At 74.0% G+C, this 16,819-nt stretch carries 15 protein-coding genes and 1 riboswitch; of the genes, 8 read left to right on the forward strand and 7 right to left on the reverse strand.

Going from position 1 to position 16,819, the window contains the following annotated elements; all coding sequences use genetic code 11:
• Positions 1-54: 54 nt before the first annotated feature.
• Entirely contained in the window at positions 55-2,175 is a 2,121-nt protein-coding gene (locus tag ABT137_RS18240) for a S9 family peptidase (RefSeq protein ID WP_351709751.1), read from the reverse strand.
• Between the two features lie 201 nt (positions 2,176-2,376).
• Positions 2,377-2,919, reverse strand: a complete 543-nt coding sequence (locus tag ABT137_RS18245; RefSeq protein ID WP_351709754.1) for a GNAT family N-acetyltransferase — start codon at positions 2,917-2,919, stop codon at positions 2,377-2,379.
• 164 nt (positions 2,920-3,083) lie between these two features.
• On the opposite strand from ABT137_RS18245, the gene ABT137_RS18250 reads away from it, so the two are divergent.
• On the forward strand, positions 3,084-4,163 hold the full coding sequence (locus ABT137_RS18250; protein WP_351709757.1) for a Strvi_7410 family MBL fold metallo-hydrolase: 1,080 nt from the start codon (positions 3,084-3,086) through the stop codon (positions 4,161-4,163).
• A gap of 89 nt (positions 4,164-4,252) precedes the next feature.
• Here the strand turns inward: ABT137_RS18250 and ABT137_RS18255 are convergent, their stop codons facing one another.
• From ABT137_RS18255 to ABT137_RS18270, 4 genes are all read right to left on the reverse strand, one after another.
• The gene (locus tag ABT137_RS18255; protein ID WP_351709759.1) at positions 4,253-5,671 is read right to left on the reverse strand and encodes an FAD-dependent monooxygenase; all 1,419 of its coding nucleotides are present in this window, start codon (positions 5,669-5,671) and stop codon (positions 4,253-4,255) included.
• Positions 5,664-6,941: an MAB_1171c family putative transporter gene (locus ABT137_RS18260; RefSeq protein WP_351709762.1), complete on the reverse strand. Its 1,278-nt coding sequence runs from the start codon at positions 6,939-6,941 to the stop codon at positions 5,664-5,666. Before ABT137_RS18260 ends, ABT137_RS18255 begins: the two co-directional genes overlap by 8 nt.
• Positions 6,941-7,513: a M10 family metallopeptidase domain-containing protein gene (locus ABT137_RS18265; protein WP_351709765.1), complete on the reverse strand. Its 573-nt coding sequence runs from the start codon at positions 7,511-7,513 to the stop codon at positions 6,941-6,943. The genes ABT137_RS18260 and ABT137_RS18265 overlap by 1 nt, the downstream gene beginning before the upstream one ends.
• 103 nt (positions 7,514-7,616) lie before the next feature.
• Positions 7,617-8,198, reverse strand: coding sequence for a helix-turn-helix domain-containing protein (locus ABT137_RS18270; protein ID WP_351709768.1), 582 nt, complete (start codon positions 8,196-8,198; stop codon positions 7,617-7,619).
• Between the two features lie 266 nt (positions 8,199-8,464).
• On the opposite strand from ABT137_RS18270, the gene ABT137_RS18275 reads away from it, so the two are divergent.
• Together ABT137_RS18275 and ABT137_RS18280 are read left to right on the forward strand one after the other, a co-directional pair.
• Positions 8,465-9,505, forward strand: a complete 1,041-nt coding sequence (locus ABT137_RS18275; protein WP_351709771.1) for an ATP-grasp domain-containing protein — start codon at positions 8,465-8,467, stop codon at positions 9,503-9,505.
• A 98-nt stretch (positions 9,506-9,603) separates the two neighbouring features.
• Complete coding sequence (locus ABT137_RS18280; protein WP_351709774.1) at positions 9,604-9,984, forward strand: antibiotic biosynthesis monooxygenase family protein; 381 nt, start codon at positions 9,604-9,606, stop codon at positions 9,982-9,984.
• A gap of 28 nt (positions 9,985-10,012) precedes the next feature.
• On the opposite strand, the gene ABT137_RS18285 is transcribed toward ABT137_RS18280, so the two are convergent.
• Positions 10,013-10,663 (reverse strand): phosphotransferase family protein, encoded by a 651-nt coding sequence (locus ABT137_RS18285; protein ID WP_351709777.1) that lies wholly within the window; start codon positions 10,661-10,663, stop codon positions 10,013-10,015.
• A 37-nt stretch (positions 10,664-10,700) separates the two neighbouring features.
• Positions 10,701-10,843: riboswitch (cobalamin riboswitch) on the forward strand.
• A gap of 114 nt (positions 10,844-10,957) precedes the next feature.
• Between ABT137_RS18285 and ABT137_RS18290 the strand changes: the two genes are divergently transcribed.
• From ABT137_RS18290 to ABT137_RS18310, 5 genes are all read left to right on the forward strand, one after another.
• Positions 10,958-12,181 (forward strand): SCO2321 family membrane protein, encoded by a 1,224-nt coding sequence (locus tag ABT137_RS18290; protein WP_351709780.1) that lies wholly within the window; start codon positions 10,958-10,960, stop codon positions 12,179-12,181.
• Positions 12,178-12,804, forward strand: coding sequence for an SCO2322 family protein (locus tag ABT137_RS18295; RefSeq protein WP_351709783.1), 627 nt, complete (start codon positions 12,178-12,180; stop codon positions 12,802-12,804). The genes ABT137_RS18290 and ABT137_RS18295 overlap by 4 nt, the downstream gene beginning before the upstream one ends.
• A gap of 94 nt (positions 12,805-12,898) precedes the next feature.
• On the forward strand, positions 12,899-14,107 hold the full coding sequence (locus ABT137_RS18300) for an energy-coupling factor transporter transmembrane component T (RefSeq protein ID WP_351709786.1): 1,209 nt from the start codon (positions 12,899-12,901) through the stop codon (positions 14,105-14,107).
• Positions 14,104-15,726 carry an ABC transporter ATP-binding protein gene (locus ABT137_RS18305; RefSeq protein ID WP_351709789.1) on the forward strand — a complete coding sequence of 541 codons (1,623 nt, stop codon included), beginning with the start codon at positions 14,104-14,106 and terminating at the stop codon, positions 15,724-15,726. Before ABT137_RS18300 ends, ABT137_RS18305 begins: the two co-directional genes overlap by 4 nt.
• Positions 15,723-16,532 carry an ECF transporter S component gene (locus ABT137_RS18310; protein ID WP_351709792.1) on the forward strand — a complete coding sequence of 270 codons (810 nt, stop codon included), beginning with the start codon at positions 15,723-15,725 and terminating at the stop codon, positions 16,530-16,532. The genes ABT137_RS18305 and ABT137_RS18310 overlap by 4 nt, the downstream gene beginning before the upstream one ends.
• Positions 16,533-16,819: the final 287 nt, after the last annotated feature.

Genomic DNA, 16,819 nt, shown 5'->3' on the forward strand with positions numbered 1-16,819 from the left:
GCCCCGAAGGGGTCGCAATACGTCCTGGGTGTCCTGGCAGGGCACCGTGCCCGGTCAGCCGGCCAGGTGCCGCCGGAGGAACTCCAGTTGGTGCCCCAGCAGCCGGGCGAACGTGTCGGCCGGTGCGGCATGTGTCATCCCGCTCAGCGGCAGCACCTCGTGCGGCTTCCCGGCGGCCAGCAGAGCGGCGGACAGCTGCAGCGTGCTCGCCACGAAGACGTTGTCGTCCGCCAGTCCGTGCATCAGCAGCAGCGGACGGCTGAGCTTCGGAGCGTCGGCGAGCAGCGAAGACCGCTCGTAGTGCTCCGGGTACCGGTCGGGCGGACCGAGGAAGCGTTCCTTCCAGCAGGCGTCGTAGAGCCGCTGGTCGGTGAGCGGGGCGCCGGACACCCCGGCGTGGAAGACGTCGGGCCGGCGCAGCACCGCGGCGGCGGCCAGAATCCCGCCGAACGACCAGCCGCGGATGCCGACCCGGCCGAGGTCCAGCTCCGGGTGGCGCTCGGCCGTCGCGTGCAGCGCGGCGACCTGGTCGTCCAGGGTCGGGCCGATCAGGTCGCCGTAGATCTCCTTCTCCCAGCGCGGCCCGCGGCCGGGCGTGCCGGCGCCGTCCGTCACCAGTACCGCGAAGCCCTGTTCGGCGAACCACTGCGAGACGAAGGCGTGCGAGGCCTGTTCGGCCAGCACCTTCTGCATGGCGGGGCCGCCGTAGGGGTCGACCAGCACCGGCAGCGGGGCGTCACCGGCCTGGTGCCAGGACGGCAGGAAGAGGCGGGTGCGCAGTTCGCGGGGCCCGACGGCGGCGGACTCGGCACGCAGTCGCAGCAGCGGTCGTTGGGCGTGCGAGCCGATCTCGACGGGCGCGGGGCCGTCCGGCTCCGGCCGGCCGTCCCCGGTCAGCCGGTGCACGGTGGTGTGCGAGCCCGGCAGATCCGGCGTGCGCGTGCTGCGCACGAACGTGCCGCCGCCGAACGCGCCGGAGTGCACGCCGGGCTGCTCGGTCAACCGGTGCAGGCCCTGGTCCGGCCGGTACCTCCACACATGGCGCTCGGTGGGTTCCGCGGCCGCCGTGAAGAACACCGTCTCGCCGTCCACCGCGAGCACCTCGTGCAGCTGCAGGCCGTCCGGCGTGACCGGCGTGCCGTCGACGCTCAGGTGCCGGGTCTCGCCCCGGTCGAGGTGGTCGACGAGCCGGCCGGTGGCCGTCCGCGCGGGCACTCCGGGCACCAGCAGCTCCACCCAGCGCTCGTCGTGCCGCTCGGCCAGGAGGCCGGTCGCACCGTCCGCCGGGTCGACGGCCAGCACCTGGAGCGTGCGCTGGTCGCGGCTGAGCACGGCGGCGAACGGACCGTGCCCGTCCCAGCCGGCCACGGGCAGGTACTCGAAGCCGGCCCGGTCCCAGCGGACCTCGGTGCGGTTGCCCGCCAGGTCGGCGATCCACAGCGTGACGTCGGCGTTGGCGGTACCGACCCGCGGGTAGCGCATCGTGCGCGGCGGCTTGGCGGGGTCCGCCGGATCGGCGAGGTACCACAGCCCGACCTCCCGGTTGTCCACCCTGGTGATCAGCAGGCGCTCCCCGTCCGGTGCCCACCAGTACGCCCGGTGGCGGTTCATCGACTCGCTCGCCACATGCTCGGGCAGGCCGAAGAAGACGTCCGGACCTTCCGCCGGCTCGGGCGCGGCCACCGCCCGGTCGCCGCCGCCGTCGGCGCCGATCACCCGCAGCGCGCCGCCGCAGACGTAGGCGACGTACCGGCCGTCCGGGGACGGGCGCGGGTCCACCACGGGCTGCCGGGCGGGCAGTCGCCGCCCGGCGCCGGAGCCCGTGTCCACCACCCACAGGTGTCCGGAGAGCGCGAACGCGGCCACCCGGGCGGCCGCGTCGGTGGCGTAGTCGGTGATCCCGGCGGCCCCCTGCCTGGCGCGCTCGCGCCGGATGCGCTCCTCCTCCGGCACCTCGTCGGCCGCGTCGCCGAGCAGCCCGCCGGGGTCGGCCAGCAGCCGATCCTCGCCGGTTGCCGGGTCGAGCGCCCACAGGCACCCGACCGGATCGTCCCCGGCCCGGCTCCGCAGGAACAGGACACGGGCACCGTCCGGCGCCACGGTGAACCGGGCGGGTGCACCGAGGGTGAAGCGACGGGTGCGGGCCAGCTGTCGCAGAAGCGGGGAAGTCACCATGCCCGGCACTGTGTCATCGGTAAAAGGCCTCACGCGACAGCCCGTTCACCACCACCGCATACGCGCCCCAGCCCCAAGGCGAGGCCCAGGACCTGAGCGGGTCCGGCGAAGTCCGCTGCGGTTCGGCAGCGCTTTGAAGGGGCGCGGGGCCGTATGGCATGTGCGGCTACCGCCGCGATCGCGGCACTTCCGGCGGAGCGCTCAGGCCCTCGAGGCCGGCTGCCACTCCGTGGCCAGAAGCCCCAGCAGCACCTCGTCCACGAACTCGCCCATCACCCACGCCGAGGAGCGCAGCACGCCCTCGCGGACGAAGCCGTTGCGCTCGGCGGCGCGCAGCATCGCGGCGTTGTCGGACAGGGTCTCGATCTGCAGCCGGTGCAGGCCGCGCACGACGAAGCCGTAGCGGCACAGCACCGCGACCACGTCGGTGCCGTAGCCCTTGCCGCGGGCGGCGGGCAGCAGGCCCAGCCCGATGTGCGCGCCGCGGTTGTGGGTGTCGATGCCCCACAGCGTCGCGGTGCCGACCAGCGTGCCGCCCGCCAGCTCCACCACGGAGAACTTGACGCTTCCCTCGTCCTGGTGGTCCACCGAGAGCCGCGGGTCGTCCGCGCCGGGCGAGATCGGCCGCCACGGCCGGCTGTCGGCCCGCGAGGAGTTGACCACGTCGTCCCAGAGCTCGGCCCGCAGAACCGGGATGTCCTCTTCGTACCGGGCCCTGAGCCCGACCGTGTCACCTCTCAGCATGGAGACTTCCTATCCGGCCGGTCCGGCCGGCGGCAAACCAATATGCGGTCGCCCCGGCCGGTGACCACGCTGCCTGACACCGGCTATCTGACGGATCATCAGCTCTGGTTATAGTGGGCAGTGGCCGTGGGGCCGGCGGTACCGGCGGGGGCGGAGGAAGGCTGATGGCGGACGGTCTGGGCGGCACGGCGGGAGCGGAGTCGGGAGCGCAGTCGGGCGTGGCGGTGCGGGATCTCGGTGGGGGTGTCCGGTCCGTGGCCGTCCCCATTCCGGACAATCCGCTCGGCTACACGCTGGTGTACGTGGTGGACACCGACCGGGGGCCGGTGCTGGTCGACACCGGGTGGGACGATCCCGGGTCGTGGGACGTGCTGGTGGCGGGGCTGGCGGCGTGCGGGACGGACGTCGGCGAGGTGCACGGGGTCGTCATCACGCATCACCATCCCGACCATCACGGGCTGTCGGGGAAGGTGCGCGAGGCGTCCGGGGCCTGGATCGCGATGCACGCGGCCGACGCGGCGATCGTGCGGCGGACGCGGGAGACCAGGTCCGAGCGGTGGTTCAGCTACATGGAGGCCAAGCTGACGGCCGCCGGTGCGCCCGAGGAGCACGTGGCGCCGCTGCGCGGAGGCCGCCGCAGCTCTCTGCCCGGCCTCTCCCCCGCCCTCCCCGACCGCGAGATCGTGCCCGGCGAACTCCTCGGTCTACCGGGCCGGCGGCTGCGTGCCGTCTGGACGCCCGGGCACACCCCCGGTCACGTCTGCCTGCACCTGGAGGAGGAGCACCCCGCCCAACTGCCGGGCCACGGACGCCTGTTCTCCGGCGACCATCTCCTCCCCGAGATCACCCCGCACATCGGCCTCTACGAGGACCCCGACGACGCGACGATCACCGACCCGCTCGGCGACTACCTCGACTCCCTGGAACGCATCGGCCGCCTGGCCCCCGCCGAAGTCCTCCCGGCCCACCAGTACACCTTCACCGACGCACCGGCACGGGTCCGGGAACTCCTGGCCCATCACGAGGAACGCCTCGCCGGCCTCCTCTCCCTTCTCCGACAGCCGCTCACTCCCTGGCAGTTGGCGGTGCGGATGGAGTGGAACCGGCCCTGGGACCAGATCCCCTACGGATCGCGGAACATCGCCGTCTCGGAGGCCGAGGCTCATCTACGACGCCTGGTGAAACTGGGGCGCGCCGAGCCGGTGGCGGGGAGTGAGCCGGTCGCGTACGTGGCGGTGCAGTAACGAGCGCATGCAGCCCTGGGAGCAACGTCTCCCCGAACGCGCCTGCGAGCGTCTCGTCATCGACGGCGAGCCGCTGAAGCGGCGCTCCCCTACGTCTCCAACCCGGCCGCTTCCCGTTCCGCGACCGACAGCGGCGCCGCCGCCAACGGCCCCTTCCGTCCCCCGAAGAAGATGTTCCAGAGCATGTCGGGGGCGAACAGCCGCGTCGGCGGCGTCCTGAGGCTCATCACGTCCAGCAGCCCGTGCAGCGCGCGCGGGTTCTCCGAGCCCGCCGCCACCGCCTTGTCGACGTACGCCGTGAGCAGCCGCTCCACCGCCGTCGGTGGCTCCGACGCCGCACCCGGGTAGTACGCGTCCTGCCCCACCGCCAGGTTCCACGCGTTGCCCACCGGGCGGGCGACCGCGCGCTGGATGCGGCGGGCGGTGCCCGCACCACCCACCCCCTGTCTGTCGAGTACCTCGCGGACCGCAATCGCGCTCTGTGCGGCGACCGAGAGGCCGTGGCCGTAGACCGGGTTGTAGCCGGCCACCGCGTCGCCGGTCACCGCGAAGCCCTCCGGCCAGGCGGGCGCGTTCTCGTAGTAGCGGCGGCGGTTGGCCGTGCTGCGGGTGGTCACCGGGTCGGTCAGCGGCTTCGCGTTCGCGATCAGCCGGCCGATGACCGGGTCCTTGAGGCCGGTGAGGGCGAAGTGCTCGAACTCGGCCGGATCGGCGGTCGGTTCGCCGCCCCGCGTGCCGGAGACGGTGACCAGCCAGCGGCCGCCCTCGATGGGAACGAGGACCCCGCCGCGGCCGGGGGCGTCGCGCGGGTCGGCCTGGACGTTCACGACCGGGTAGCGGGGCAGGGCGGTGGTGGCGGGCGGGGCCTCGTAGACGCGGCTGGCGTAGGCCACCCCGGCGTCCACGACACGCTCCACGACCGGCGGCAGGCCCAGCTCCGCCAGCCACTGGGGAGTCCGGGAGGCCCGGCCGCTCGCGTCGATCACCAAGTCGGCGTGTAGAACGGAGAGTTCGTCGTCATCCGCGAGACGGATCCCGGTCACCCGGTCGCGGTCGCCGACCAGTCCTGCCACCCGCGTGCCGTCGCGCAGGATCATGCTCCGCCTGCCGAGCACGTCCGCGCGGATCACCGCGTCCAGCAGGTCCCGGCTGCACACGATCATGCTGTGCCGGGAGTCGGTGAACCGCCGGAACCACTGCCCCGTCGGCGCCTTGCTCACCAGGTCCTTCATCACGTCGATCAGCCCGGCGCCCTTGCCGACCAGCTCGCCGGTGATGCCCGGGAGCAGGTCCTCCAACGCGTCCACGCCCCCGGACCACAGGAGATGGGCGTGCCGGGCCTGTGGCAGGCCCTTGCGGTGTTCGGGGCCCTCGGGCAGCCGGTCGGCCTCGACGACCGTCACTTCGTGGAAGCGGGTGGCGAGGACCGAGGCGGTGAGCAGTCCGGCGGTACTGCCACCTATGACGATCGCGGTACGACGGCCCGCTGCGGTTGCTCTGTCAGACATGGGTGCTGGAACCTTCTGTGGCGGCCGCCTGCCGGCGGAACGTTGCTATGACCGGCGAGTGGACCCGCAGCGCGTACGCCACGGACTCCAGATCGCTGTCGGGGACATCGGTGGGGGCATGGTGATGAGGGGTGCGAGGGGTGTGAGGGGTGTGAGCTGCGGTCGTACCCTCGTCTGCGGCCCGTAACGCGTCCGCCGCGACCAGGATGTCCACCGCCCCGGCGATCCCCCGTGCGGCGGACCCGGTGTGGCCCTCGGCAGCCGCCTCGCGCCGGACCCGCTCCCGCCGCTCCCCGCTCAGATAGGGAGCGAGCTTGAGCAGGCCGTCGTTGATCGCCGCCCTGCGCAGTTCCAGCCGGAGTTCGGCGCCGGAGACGCGGCCGGTGGCCGGTGCCGGTGCGGCGCCCACCGTCAGCATCGCGCGCCACAACGGCTCCAGGCGGCGGTGGGTGCGCCGCAGGCGCCGGCGTTCGTCGCAGTACGGTCCTGCCTGGCCGGCGATGAAGCCGACCGCGACCAGGAACGCCTCGGCGATGGCGAACGGCGGGGCGACATACGTGGAGAGGTAGTCCCAGTCGTGGCCCGCCCAACGGGCCGCGACCGCCGCCACCTTGGCGACGTCGAAGACGAAACCGAGCGCGTAGGCGACCTGGAGACAGACCACGGCCCGGCGCAGCCACCGGTCGGCGATCTCCTGGAACCAGGCCCACAGGATGCCCGCGGCGACCACGGCCGACACCATGTGCGCGAGGAGGTAGAGCATGGTGTGCTCGCGCATCCAGGGGGTGTTGGCGTAGTACGTGTCCAGGTCGCGGAGCCGTTCGACGTGGTGGTCGCCGAGGGCGAAGGTCACCCAGAGGCCGATGATGATGACGGCGTACGCGGTCCACACCAGGCGGGTCCTGCGGCGCCGGGCGGTGGACGGCGGCTCACGCCAGGTGATGATCAGCCAGAGACAGGCGCCGCAGTAGGCCGTCAACAGCGAATACACCCACACCCCGGCGAAGTTGGGCACGCCGGTGAGCACGTTGATGCGGTGCAGGTTGCCCGGCGGGAGCGAAGCGAAGACGATCGCGCCGATGCCGAGCAGCAGTGCGGTGGCGCGCAGGATCGGGTCCTGCCAGGCGCGTCTGAGCAGCGGCAGTTTGATCACGAAGGCCACGGCCATCAGCACCGCCGGGATCGCGTAGGCGGCGAAGGAACCCGCCATGTCCCAGTGCCAGTGCCAGTTCCAGTTCCAGTTCCAGTGCCAGTTCCGGTCCCCGGGCATCACGGGCCACCGATGTTGCCCAGCGAGGACGAGAGTCGGTCGGTCAGGGTGTCCTGGGTGGTCCGGCCGGTCGCCGCGTACGGACCCACGACCTTGCGGAACTTGGCGGCGAGCCGCAGCCCGCACTCCTCGGCCTCCCACTCGGCCTGCGCGGCGGGGGCGGCGGGCGAGCGGGTGGCGAGGGCGACGACCCGGTCCCAGGGGATGTCCTCGTCGGCGCGGGCCAGCAGCCGGCGCGCGGCGGCGGGCATGCCGGCCTGGTAGTGGACGTCCAGCGTGCCGTAGTGGATGTGGCCGATCTCGTGCCCGGCGATCACGAACTTGTGGGCACCGGCGGCCCGTTCCTCGACGACGACGATGTACTCGTCGTCCTTGGCGAGGGTGATCCCGGAGACGTCGAGCCCGGGCGGGAAGGCGACGAACCTGAGCCTGACCGGCCGGTCCAGCGTCGGGCTGAGCGTGGCGCACAGCGCGTGCAGGAAGGTCTCGGGTTTAGTCGGCGGCTCCAGCGCGCGGGCGGTGTCCCGGACGGGCTGGGCGAGGAACCGCTTGGGCGATCGTCTCGGGCTCATGCGTCGTCGTCCTCGCTGGCGGTCGTCTTTCCTGACGGCGTTCCTAACGGCGTTCCTGACGGCATTCGGCGTCCTCGAAGTCGTGAATCAGCCCGTTCGACGCTCAGTTGGCGGCGGTCTCGGAGCTGATGATCATCTCTGCCAGGTCGGCGAGCGTGGCGAGCTGCCGGGGGTTCATCTGCGGTGCGCGGGCGGCGAGCCGGACCAGGCCGCTCTCGCAGAGCCGGGACAGCGGGTCGGCCTCGGCCTGCAGGCCCTGCAGCACCGGCTGGAGCGCCTCGCACAGGGCCTCCGGTTCGTCGGCGGTGAAGAAGCCGGGCGGGAGGCCGAAGAACCGCCGCAGCCGGTCGGTGTGTTCGAGACTCGGCAGCCCGCTCTTGCGCCACTCGCTCAGCCACTGCCTGCTGGTGCCGGCGATCGCCGCGAGCTCGCCCAGCGAGTACCGCTTGCCGTCGGGGCGGCGCCGGTTCTCGCGGATGAAGTCCAGCCGCTGCCGGACCCGTTCGGCAAGCTCCGCCTCGGGTGCGGCCCCGCCCGCGAGGAGTTCGGCGACCACCCCGACCGGGATGCCGGTGCGGTACGACAGGTCGGCCACGTCCAGCACCTCGGGCAGCCGTCCGGGCCGTCCGGTCAGCTCCCCGAGTCGTTCCAGTACGCCGGTCAACGGGGCATGGGCGTCACTCACCAAGGTCCCCCTGGACGCGCGTGGTCGGTCGGCCGCCGGCCGGAGCCGGGCAGACGCGAGGCTATCGAATCACCGGTCCCGCCCACCAGACATGACAAGGCCCACTGCGCAAGAGGGCAGCAATCGTTGACATATGACGGACCGGCAGGAAAGGATCACGTCACCAGGCCACGGTCGAACCGACCCGCCCCGGGTGCCGCCTATGGGGGAGCGGCATCCGGGGCGACCAGCCGCCCCGCCTCCTCCCCAGAAGGTGAGGCGAACCGATGCCGCAGCCCGTCCTGCTGCTCGGTGCCGGTCGCCGGTGCGCGTACGACGAGTTCGTGCTGACGCGTATCGCCTCGGCCCGCCCGGTGCTGCTGGTGGACGCCGCGCCGCCCGCCTGGGCACAGCCGTGCCTGGCCGGTCACCTCGCGGCGGACCCCGGCAAAGGCGGCGCCACGGCGTCGGCGGTGGTGCGGTTCGCGGCCCGGCACCGGGTCCGCGGCGTGCTGACCTACTCGGGCGAGTACGCGGTCGCCGCCGCGAGGATCGCCGGGCAGTTGGGGCTGCCCGGCCCCTCCCTCGCCGCGGCCGAAGCCTGTACCGACCCGCCCGCGCTGCGCGCGTTGCTGACCGGCCACACCGTCCCCACCGGCGACGCCGACGACCCCGGCGCGCCCCGCGTCTCGGCCGAGACGGTCGTCCTCGACGGCGAGATCCGCATCGCCGCCATCACCCGTACCACGCTGGGCCCGGCGCCCGCCCGGCAGCCGCTGCGGCACACCGTGCACGCCCACGACGGCCTGCTGCACAACCGTTTCCTGCGCCTGGCCGTCGACCGCACCGTGCACGCCCTCGGCATCGACCGGGGTGTCCTGCACATCGGCCTCACCCTCACCGACCGCGGCCCCCGGGTCACCGACGTCGCCCCGCATCTCCCGGGCGACCTGATCCCGCTCCTCGTCAGACGGGCCACCGGCGTCGACCTGGCCCGGGCCGCGGCCGCCCTGGCCACCGGCGAGGCGGCCGACACCACGCCCAGCCGGCAGCGGGCGGCCGCGGTCCAGTTCGCCTACCCGGCCGCCACCGGCCGCCTCGACCACCTGGACCTCTCCCCGGACGCCGCCCACGAACCCGGCGCCGACCGCATGCTCCTCACCCAGCACACCGGCAACCACGTCGCCGCCGGCCCGCACGCCACCGCCGCCGACCGGCTGGCCCTCTGGGTCGCGGTCGGCGAGACCCCGGCCGACTGCCACGACGCGCTGCGCCGGATGGCCCGCCACCTGTCGGCGGGCATCGCACCACTCGCCAACGCCGCCTAGCGGCTGCCCAGCGGCTTTGGTCAAGAGTTCGATCCCTTGCGCGTCCCGTTCGGGAAAGACGCTGGATCGCCGGGCGCGTCCCGCCCTACGGTGACGCCATGACCAATCCCCCGGAAGGGCCTGTCGCGCCCGTCGAGGCCCATGAACCCCCCTACTACGTGGCCGTCTTCACCACGGTGCGCACCCAGGACCAGAGCGGCTACAGCGAGACCAACGCACGCATGGAAGAGCTGGTGAAGGACATCCCCGGGTACCTGGGCATGGACCACGCGCAGACCCCCGGCGGGCTGGGCATCACCGTCGGGTACTTCCGCGACGCCGACGCCCTCACGCAGTGGCGGACCGACGCCGAGCACCGCGCGGCGCAGAAGCGCGGGCGGGCCGAGTGGTACGAGAGCTACACCCTGCATGTGGCGAAGGTGGAACGGAGTCACGGTTTCACGCGGGGGCAGTCCGCAGACGCGGCGCCAGAGGCCTAGAAGGCTAGAAGGCTAGAAGGCTAGAAGGCTAGAAGGCGATCGACCGTATCAACTGCCCTGCCGCACCGAGCACTTCGACTTCCCCTCGGCTCATCGTCGGATTGGCCGCCCGTCGGCGCAGGGCCTCCGTCAGCCCCTCCTCGGTGAGCTCGCCCGGATCGGCGAGCAGGGCCGCCAGCATGTCGTGGGCCAACGGGTATGCGCCGAGGGCCACTTGGGCGAGGATCACCGCGGACATGCCCCAGTCGAGTCCGGGCGGCCCGTCCTCCGCGTTGGTCCAGTCGATGACCCGGGGGCCGTCGGGGGTCAACATCACGTTGTCCGGATGCAGGTCGAGGTGGAGGACCCGGGTGCCGGGGTCGGCCGGGTCCCGCCCGGGCACCGCGTGCAGCCGCCGCAGCAGCGAGGCGAGCAGCGCACCGCCCTCCGCCGGGCCCGACTCCCCCGCCAGCAGCGCCGCCAGCATGGTCGGCCCGGACAGCCGCTCCATGACCAGTTCGGTACGGGACCCGGACGGCCGCACCCGGGGCGCCGGGTACCCGTGCTCCCGTACGTACGTCATCACCGCGCCCTCGGCGGCCGCGTCCCCCCAGCCGTCCCGGTCCCGGCGCAGCACCCACGCCTCGTCGATCTCGTACACGTCGGCCGAACGCCCCGACCCGAGCAGTCTCCCCGTCATGGCATGACCATAACGAAACGGTCTCCGCACAGCCCCCTCTCAGCTTCCCGTCGGCGGCCGGTAAGGTAGCCGGGTCGTCATCACCCGTACGGGGGGAAGCCGGTGCAATTCCGGCGCTGACCCGCAACCGTGAGCCACACACCCTGTGGCAAGCCGGACCGCCGCGCCCGGGACGTTGATCGGCTCGTGTGCGCCGGCACCCGTCGTCGCACGGCACCGTCGAGGTTTACGGAGCCGAGCCGCCGGGGTGTCCCGTGCTGCCCGGCTCCCCGCAGGGAGAGGCACCCGCCGACCATGACCGTCCTCCGCCGCACCGCCGGGGTGCTGGCCGCCACCGCCGTCATCGGTGCCGCCACTCCCGCGACGACCGCGCTGGCCACCGGTACCGCGTCCCCGTCGCCGTCCGCGTCGGCGGTGCTCCCGTCGGGGCTGTACGGCAGCTCGGACCCCAAGTTCGACGGCGTCTGGCGCCAGTCCCTCGCCCTGCTGGCCCAGCACGCGGTGGGGGTGACCCCGGCCGTGAAGGCGGTGGACTGGCTGGCCGGGCAGCAGTGCGCGAACGGCTCGTTCGCCGCGTTCCGCGCCGAGCCGACGGCAGCCTGTGACGCCAAGGTGACCGTCGACACGAACAGCACGGCCGCCGCCGTGCAGGCGCTGAAGGCGGCCGGCGGGCACGACGCCGCCGCGGGCAAGGCCGTGACCTGGCTGAAGTCGGTGCAGAACAAGGACGGCGGCTGGGGCTACACCCCGGGCTCCCCCAGCGACACCAACTCCACCGGCGTGGTCATCGGGGCGCTCGCGGCGGCCGGCGCGAGCGCGGACCGGTCGCCGTACGACCTCCTCGCCAAGTGGTCCGTCCCGTGCGCCGATGACGGCGGCGGTGCGCTCGCCTACCAGCCCGACAAGAAGGGGAAGTTGGCCGCCAACGCGGACGCCACCGCGGCCGGGGTGCTCGGAGCCCTCGGCAAGGGGTTCGCGACGGCGGCCGGGAAGGCCCCGGCGAAGGGCTCCGCCTGCGCCGACTCCGGCAAGACGCTCACGCGGGAGGACGTGGCCCGCAACGGCGCCGCGTACCTGGCGGACGCCATGTCCGCTACCGGCCACCTGGTCTCCGCACTCCCCGGCGCCAAGCCGCAGCCGGACTACGGCAACACCGCCGACTCGGTCGTCGCCCTGGCCGCGCAGGGCTGGACCGAGCAGGCGCGGAAGCCGTACGCCTGGCTGGAGGCGCACGCCGCGCAGTGGGCGGAGCAGAGCGGGCCCGCGGCCTACGCCGAGCTGATCCTCGCGGCGCACGCGATGGGCGCGGACCCGCGCGACTTCGGCGGCACGAACCTGGTGACGGCGCTGAACGCGACCGGACCGGCCCCGCGGGCCGCCGCCGCGCAGCACGCCGAGAGGCATGCCGGGGAGAAGAAGTCGGGCAACAGCGTGTGGTGGATCGTCGGCACCGGGCTCGTCGCCGGTATCGGCATCGGCTTCCTGTTCAGCGGCCGCCGGAAGCAGCAGCAGCCGTGACCGCGGTCCGCCGTGCGGCGCTGCTGCTCCTGGCCGCGCTGACGCTGTGCGCGACGGCCGCCGGGCCGGCGGCGGCCACCGGCTACCGCTACTGGTCCTTCTGGGAACGGGACGGCGCGCACTGGACGTACGCCACGCAGGGCCCCTCCACCGCGCAGCCTGCCGACGGTTCGGTCGAGGGCTTCCGCTTCGCGGTGAGCGAGGACTCGTCGGACGCGTCGCGCCCGCGCGGTACGGCGGACTTCGGGACGATCTGCGGGGGCACCCCCGCCGTCGGGGGCCGGAAGCGGGTGGGGCTGGTCGTCGACTTCGGTACGACGGCGGACGCGCCCTCGGGAGAGCGGCCGCCTGCCCGGCGGACGGCCTGCGCGGTGGTGTCCGAGGACGCGACGACGGCGGAGGCACTGGCGACGGTGGCGAAGCCGCTGCGGTACGACACGAACGCGTTGTTGTGTGCGATCGGGGGGTATCCGTCGCGGGGGTGCGGGGAGAAGGTGGCGGCGGGGGCCGGGGGTACGTCGTCGGGCAGCGGGCCGTCGCTCGGGCTGGTAGCGGGAGCGGGAGTTGTCGTGGTTCTCGCAGCGGGGGCTTTCTGGCAGGCACGGCGGCGGAAGAATGCGTGAGCGTCACAGTGCGGGCCGGTGGGGGCTGATCGCGCAGTTCCCCGCGCCCCTTACGGGGCACGTCCTGGCTGCGGGCAGTCGTGCCGCTGGGGCGATGGGGGTCCCCCCGCTCGAACGAAGCCGAGAGTGGGGGAGGGTGGGCGCAGCGGCACCCCGCAAGCGCGGGCGAGCGGCCCTACCCCCGCGCCGGCCCGCACGCGCCCGCGCCCTGCACCCCGGCGCCTGGTGGCTCTGGTCCCTCTCCCTCGCCGTCGCCGCGTCCCGGACCACCAACCCCCTTCTCCTCGCCCTGCTCATCACGGTCACCGGCTACGTCGTGGCCGCCTGCCGCAGCCGAACCGCCCCCTGGTCCCGCTCCTACGCCGCCTTCGCCAGGCTCGGCGTCGCCGTCCTCCTCATACGCCTCGCGTTCACCGTCGTCCTCGGCTCCCCCGTCCCCGGCGCGCACACCCTCGTCACCCTCCCCGAAGTCCCGCTCCCGCACTGGGCCCAGGGCATCCGCCTCGGTGGCCGGGTCACCGCCGAGGCGCTCGTCTTCGCCCTGTACGACGGCCTCAGGATCGCGACCCTCCTCATCTGCGTCGGCGCCGCGAACGCGCTCGCCAACCCGGCCCGGCTGCTCAAGTCCCTGCCCGGTGCCCTGTACGAGCTGGGCGTGGCCGTGGTCGTCGCGCTCACCTTCGCGCCGCACCTGGTGGCCGACGTGCAGCGGCTGCGGGCCGCCCGGCGGCTGCGCGGCCGGCCCGACTCCGGCATCCGCGGCCTGCTCCAGGTCGCGCTCCCGGTCCTGGAGGGCGCGTTGGAGCGTTCGGTCGCCCTCGCCGCCGCCATGGACGCGCGCGGGTACGGCCGCAGCGCCGACGTCCCGGACCGGGTCCGCCGTACGACGGCCGGGCTCACCCTCGGCGGTCTGCTCGGCGTCTGCGCGGGGCTGTATGGGCTGCTCACCACCGAGGGCGGCGGCTACGGGCTGCCGGTCCTGCTGGCCGGGGTGGCCGCCGCACTGGCGGGGCTCCGGCTCGGTGGCCGGCGTTCGCCGCGCACCCGGTACCGGCCGGACCCGTGGGACGCGCGGGCCTGGCTGGTGTCCGGGGCGGGCGCCGCCGTCGCCGCCCTGCTCACCCTGGCGTCCGTCCGCGATCCGGCGGCCCTGCAGCCCGGCGTCGTACCGCTGGTCGCCCCCACGCTTCCGCTCTGGCCCGCGGCCGCCGTGCTGCTCGGCCTGCTGCCCGCCCTGATCGTTCCCAAGGATCCCGTTCCCGAGGATCCCGTTCCCGAGGGTCCCAAGGAGGAGCCGTCGTGATCCGTTTCGAAGACGTCTCCGTCACCTACGACGGCGCCGCCCGACCCGCCGTCCAGGGCGTCGACTTCGAGGTGCCGGAGGGTGAACTCGTGCTGCTGGTGGGCCCGTCCGGCACCGGAAAGTCGACGGTTCTGAACTCCGTGAGCGGGCTCGTGCCGCACTTCACCGGCGGCACCCTGCGCGGCCGGGTGACGGTCGCCGGCCGGGACACCCGTACCCACCGGCCGCGTGAACTCGCCGACGTCGTCGGCACGGTGGGCCAGGATCCGCTCGCCCACTTCGTGACCGACACGGTGGAGGACGAACTCGCCTACGGGATGGAGTCGTTGGGGATCGCCCCGGCCGTGATGCGGCGGCGCGTGGAGGAGACCCTCGATCTGCTGGGGCTGGCCGAGCTGCGGGACCGGGCGATCGCCACGCTGTCGGGCGGGCAGCGGCAGCGGGTCGCGATCGGGTCGGTGCTCACCCCGCATCCCGCGGTCCTGGTCCTCGACGAGCCGACCTCCGCGCTCGACCCGGCCGCCGCCGAGGAAGTGCTGGCCGTGCTCCAGCGGCTGGTGCACGACCTGGGGACGACGGTGCTGCTGGCCGAGCACCGGCTGGAGCGGGTCGTGCAGTACGCCGACCGGGTCGTGCTGCTGCCGGGGGACGGGGCCGCGCCGGTGTGCGGGACGCCCGCCGAGGTGATGGCCGTGTCGCCGGTGTGTCCGCCGGTGGTGGAGCTGGGGCGGCTGGCGGGGTGGTCGCCGCTGCCGATGACGGTACGGGACGCCCGGCGGCGGGCGACGGCGGACGGACTGCGGGAGCGTCTCGCCGGGCGGGTCCCGGAGCGGCAGTCCGCGGCCGGTCCCGGGGCGGACCCCGGAGCTCCCCTCGCCGAGGTCCGCTCCCTCGCCGTCCGCCGGGGCCGGGTCGACGCGCTGCGGGGCGTCGACCTCACCGTCACCGCCGGGGAGACCGTCGCTCTCATGGGGCGCAACGGCGCCGGGAAGTCCACGCTGCTGGGCGCGCTGGTCGGGCTCGTCGAGCCGGGCTCCGGCGCGGTCCGGGTCGGCGGTGCGGTCCCGCACCGCACCCGCCCGCGCGACCTCGTACGCCTCGTCGGGCTGGTCCCGCAGGAACCCCGTGACCTGCTGTACGCCGACACGGTCGGTGCCGAGTGCGCGGCCGCCGACCGGGACGCGGGGGCGGAGCCGGGGACCTGCCGCGGGCTCGTGTCCGGGCTGCTGCCCGGGGTCGCGGACGACACGCACCCCCGTGATCTGTCCGAGGGGCAGCGGCTCGCCCTCGCGCTCGCCGTCGTCCTCGCCGCCCGGCCGCCGCTGCTCCTGCTCGACGAGCCGACCCGGGGCCTGGACTACGCCGCGAAGGCCCGGCTGGTGGGCGTGTTGCGCGGGCTCGCCGCCGCCGGGCACGCGATCGTGCTGGCCACGCACGACGTGGAGCTGGCCGCGGAGCTCGCGCACCGGGTGGTGCTCCTCGCGGAGGGGGAGGTCATCGCGGACGGGCCCACCGACGACATCGTCGTCTCCTCGCCGTCCTTCGCACCGCAGGTGACGAAGATCCTCGCCCCGCAGCGGTGGCTCACCGTGGCCCAGGTCCGCGAGGCCCTGGCATGACCGGCCCGGTGCGGCTCGGCCCCCGCTCCCTCGCCGCCCTCCTCCTCGTCAGCGCGGCCGGGGTGGTCGCGGTCGGCTGGCCGTTCCTCGCCCCGCCCTCCTCCCGGATCGCCTCGCACGCCCAGGACGCGCCCTGGCTCTTCGCGGGTCTGCTGGTGCTGCTGGTCGCCGTGCTGGCGGCGACGATCGCCGAGTCGGGGCTGGGGCCCAAGGCGGTCGCCATGCTGGGCGTGCTGGCCGCGACCGGGGCGGCGCTGCGGCCGGTCGGTGCCGGGACCGCCGGGATCGAGCCGATGTTCTTCCTGATGGTGCTGAGCGGGCGGGTGCTCGGGCCGGGCTTCGGGTTCACCCTGGGTTCGCTCACCATGTTCGCGTCGGCGCTGCTCACGGGCGGGGTGGGACCGTGGCTGCCGTTCCAGATGCTGGCGATGGGCTGGTTCACGATGGGTGCCGGGCTGCTGCCGGGTGCCGGACGGCTGCGCGGCCGCGGCGAGCTGGCGCTGCTGGCGGGGTACGGCTTCGTGGCCGCGTTCGCCTACGGCCTGGTCGTCGACCTGGCCGGGTGGCCGCTGCTGGCGGGCAACGCCTCGAACCTCGCCTTCGACCCGCACGCCGGGCCCGCCGCCAACCTGGCCCGTTTCCTCGCCTACAGCCTGGCCACCGCCATGGGCTGGAACCTGGGCCGGGCCCTGTGCACGGTCGCCCTCACCCTCCTCCTCGGTCCGGCACTGCTGCGGGCGCTGCGCCGGGCCACCCGGCGGGCCGCTTTCGAGACCGCGGTCACATTCGACGGCCCCGGGACGTGAGGCGTCGTACGCGGCCGGTGACGCGCCCGGTGAAGCACCCCACATGACGCACGTCACCTACGATCCGGAACAGTAGTCAGACTTTTCCGTTATGTCCGTTTTGGCGCCCCTGCTGACCTGCGGTTTGAGAGCCACGCCACACAACGGACCAACCCCGCCTATGCGACCACCACTAGTAAAAGGGGTGATTGCGGACGGCTTTCCGGCCTGCTTGTCTGGACGACGTCGCCAGGCGCCACGAGCCCACAGCGGGCCGCGGCGCCGACGCACACGGACAGCCCCCACGG

This window comes from Streptomyces sp. NPDC001980 (assembly GCF_040296885.1).
In the GTDB taxonomy this organism is placed as follows: domain Bacteria; phylum Actinomycetota; class Actinomycetes; order Streptomycetales; family Streptomycetaceae; genus Streptomyces.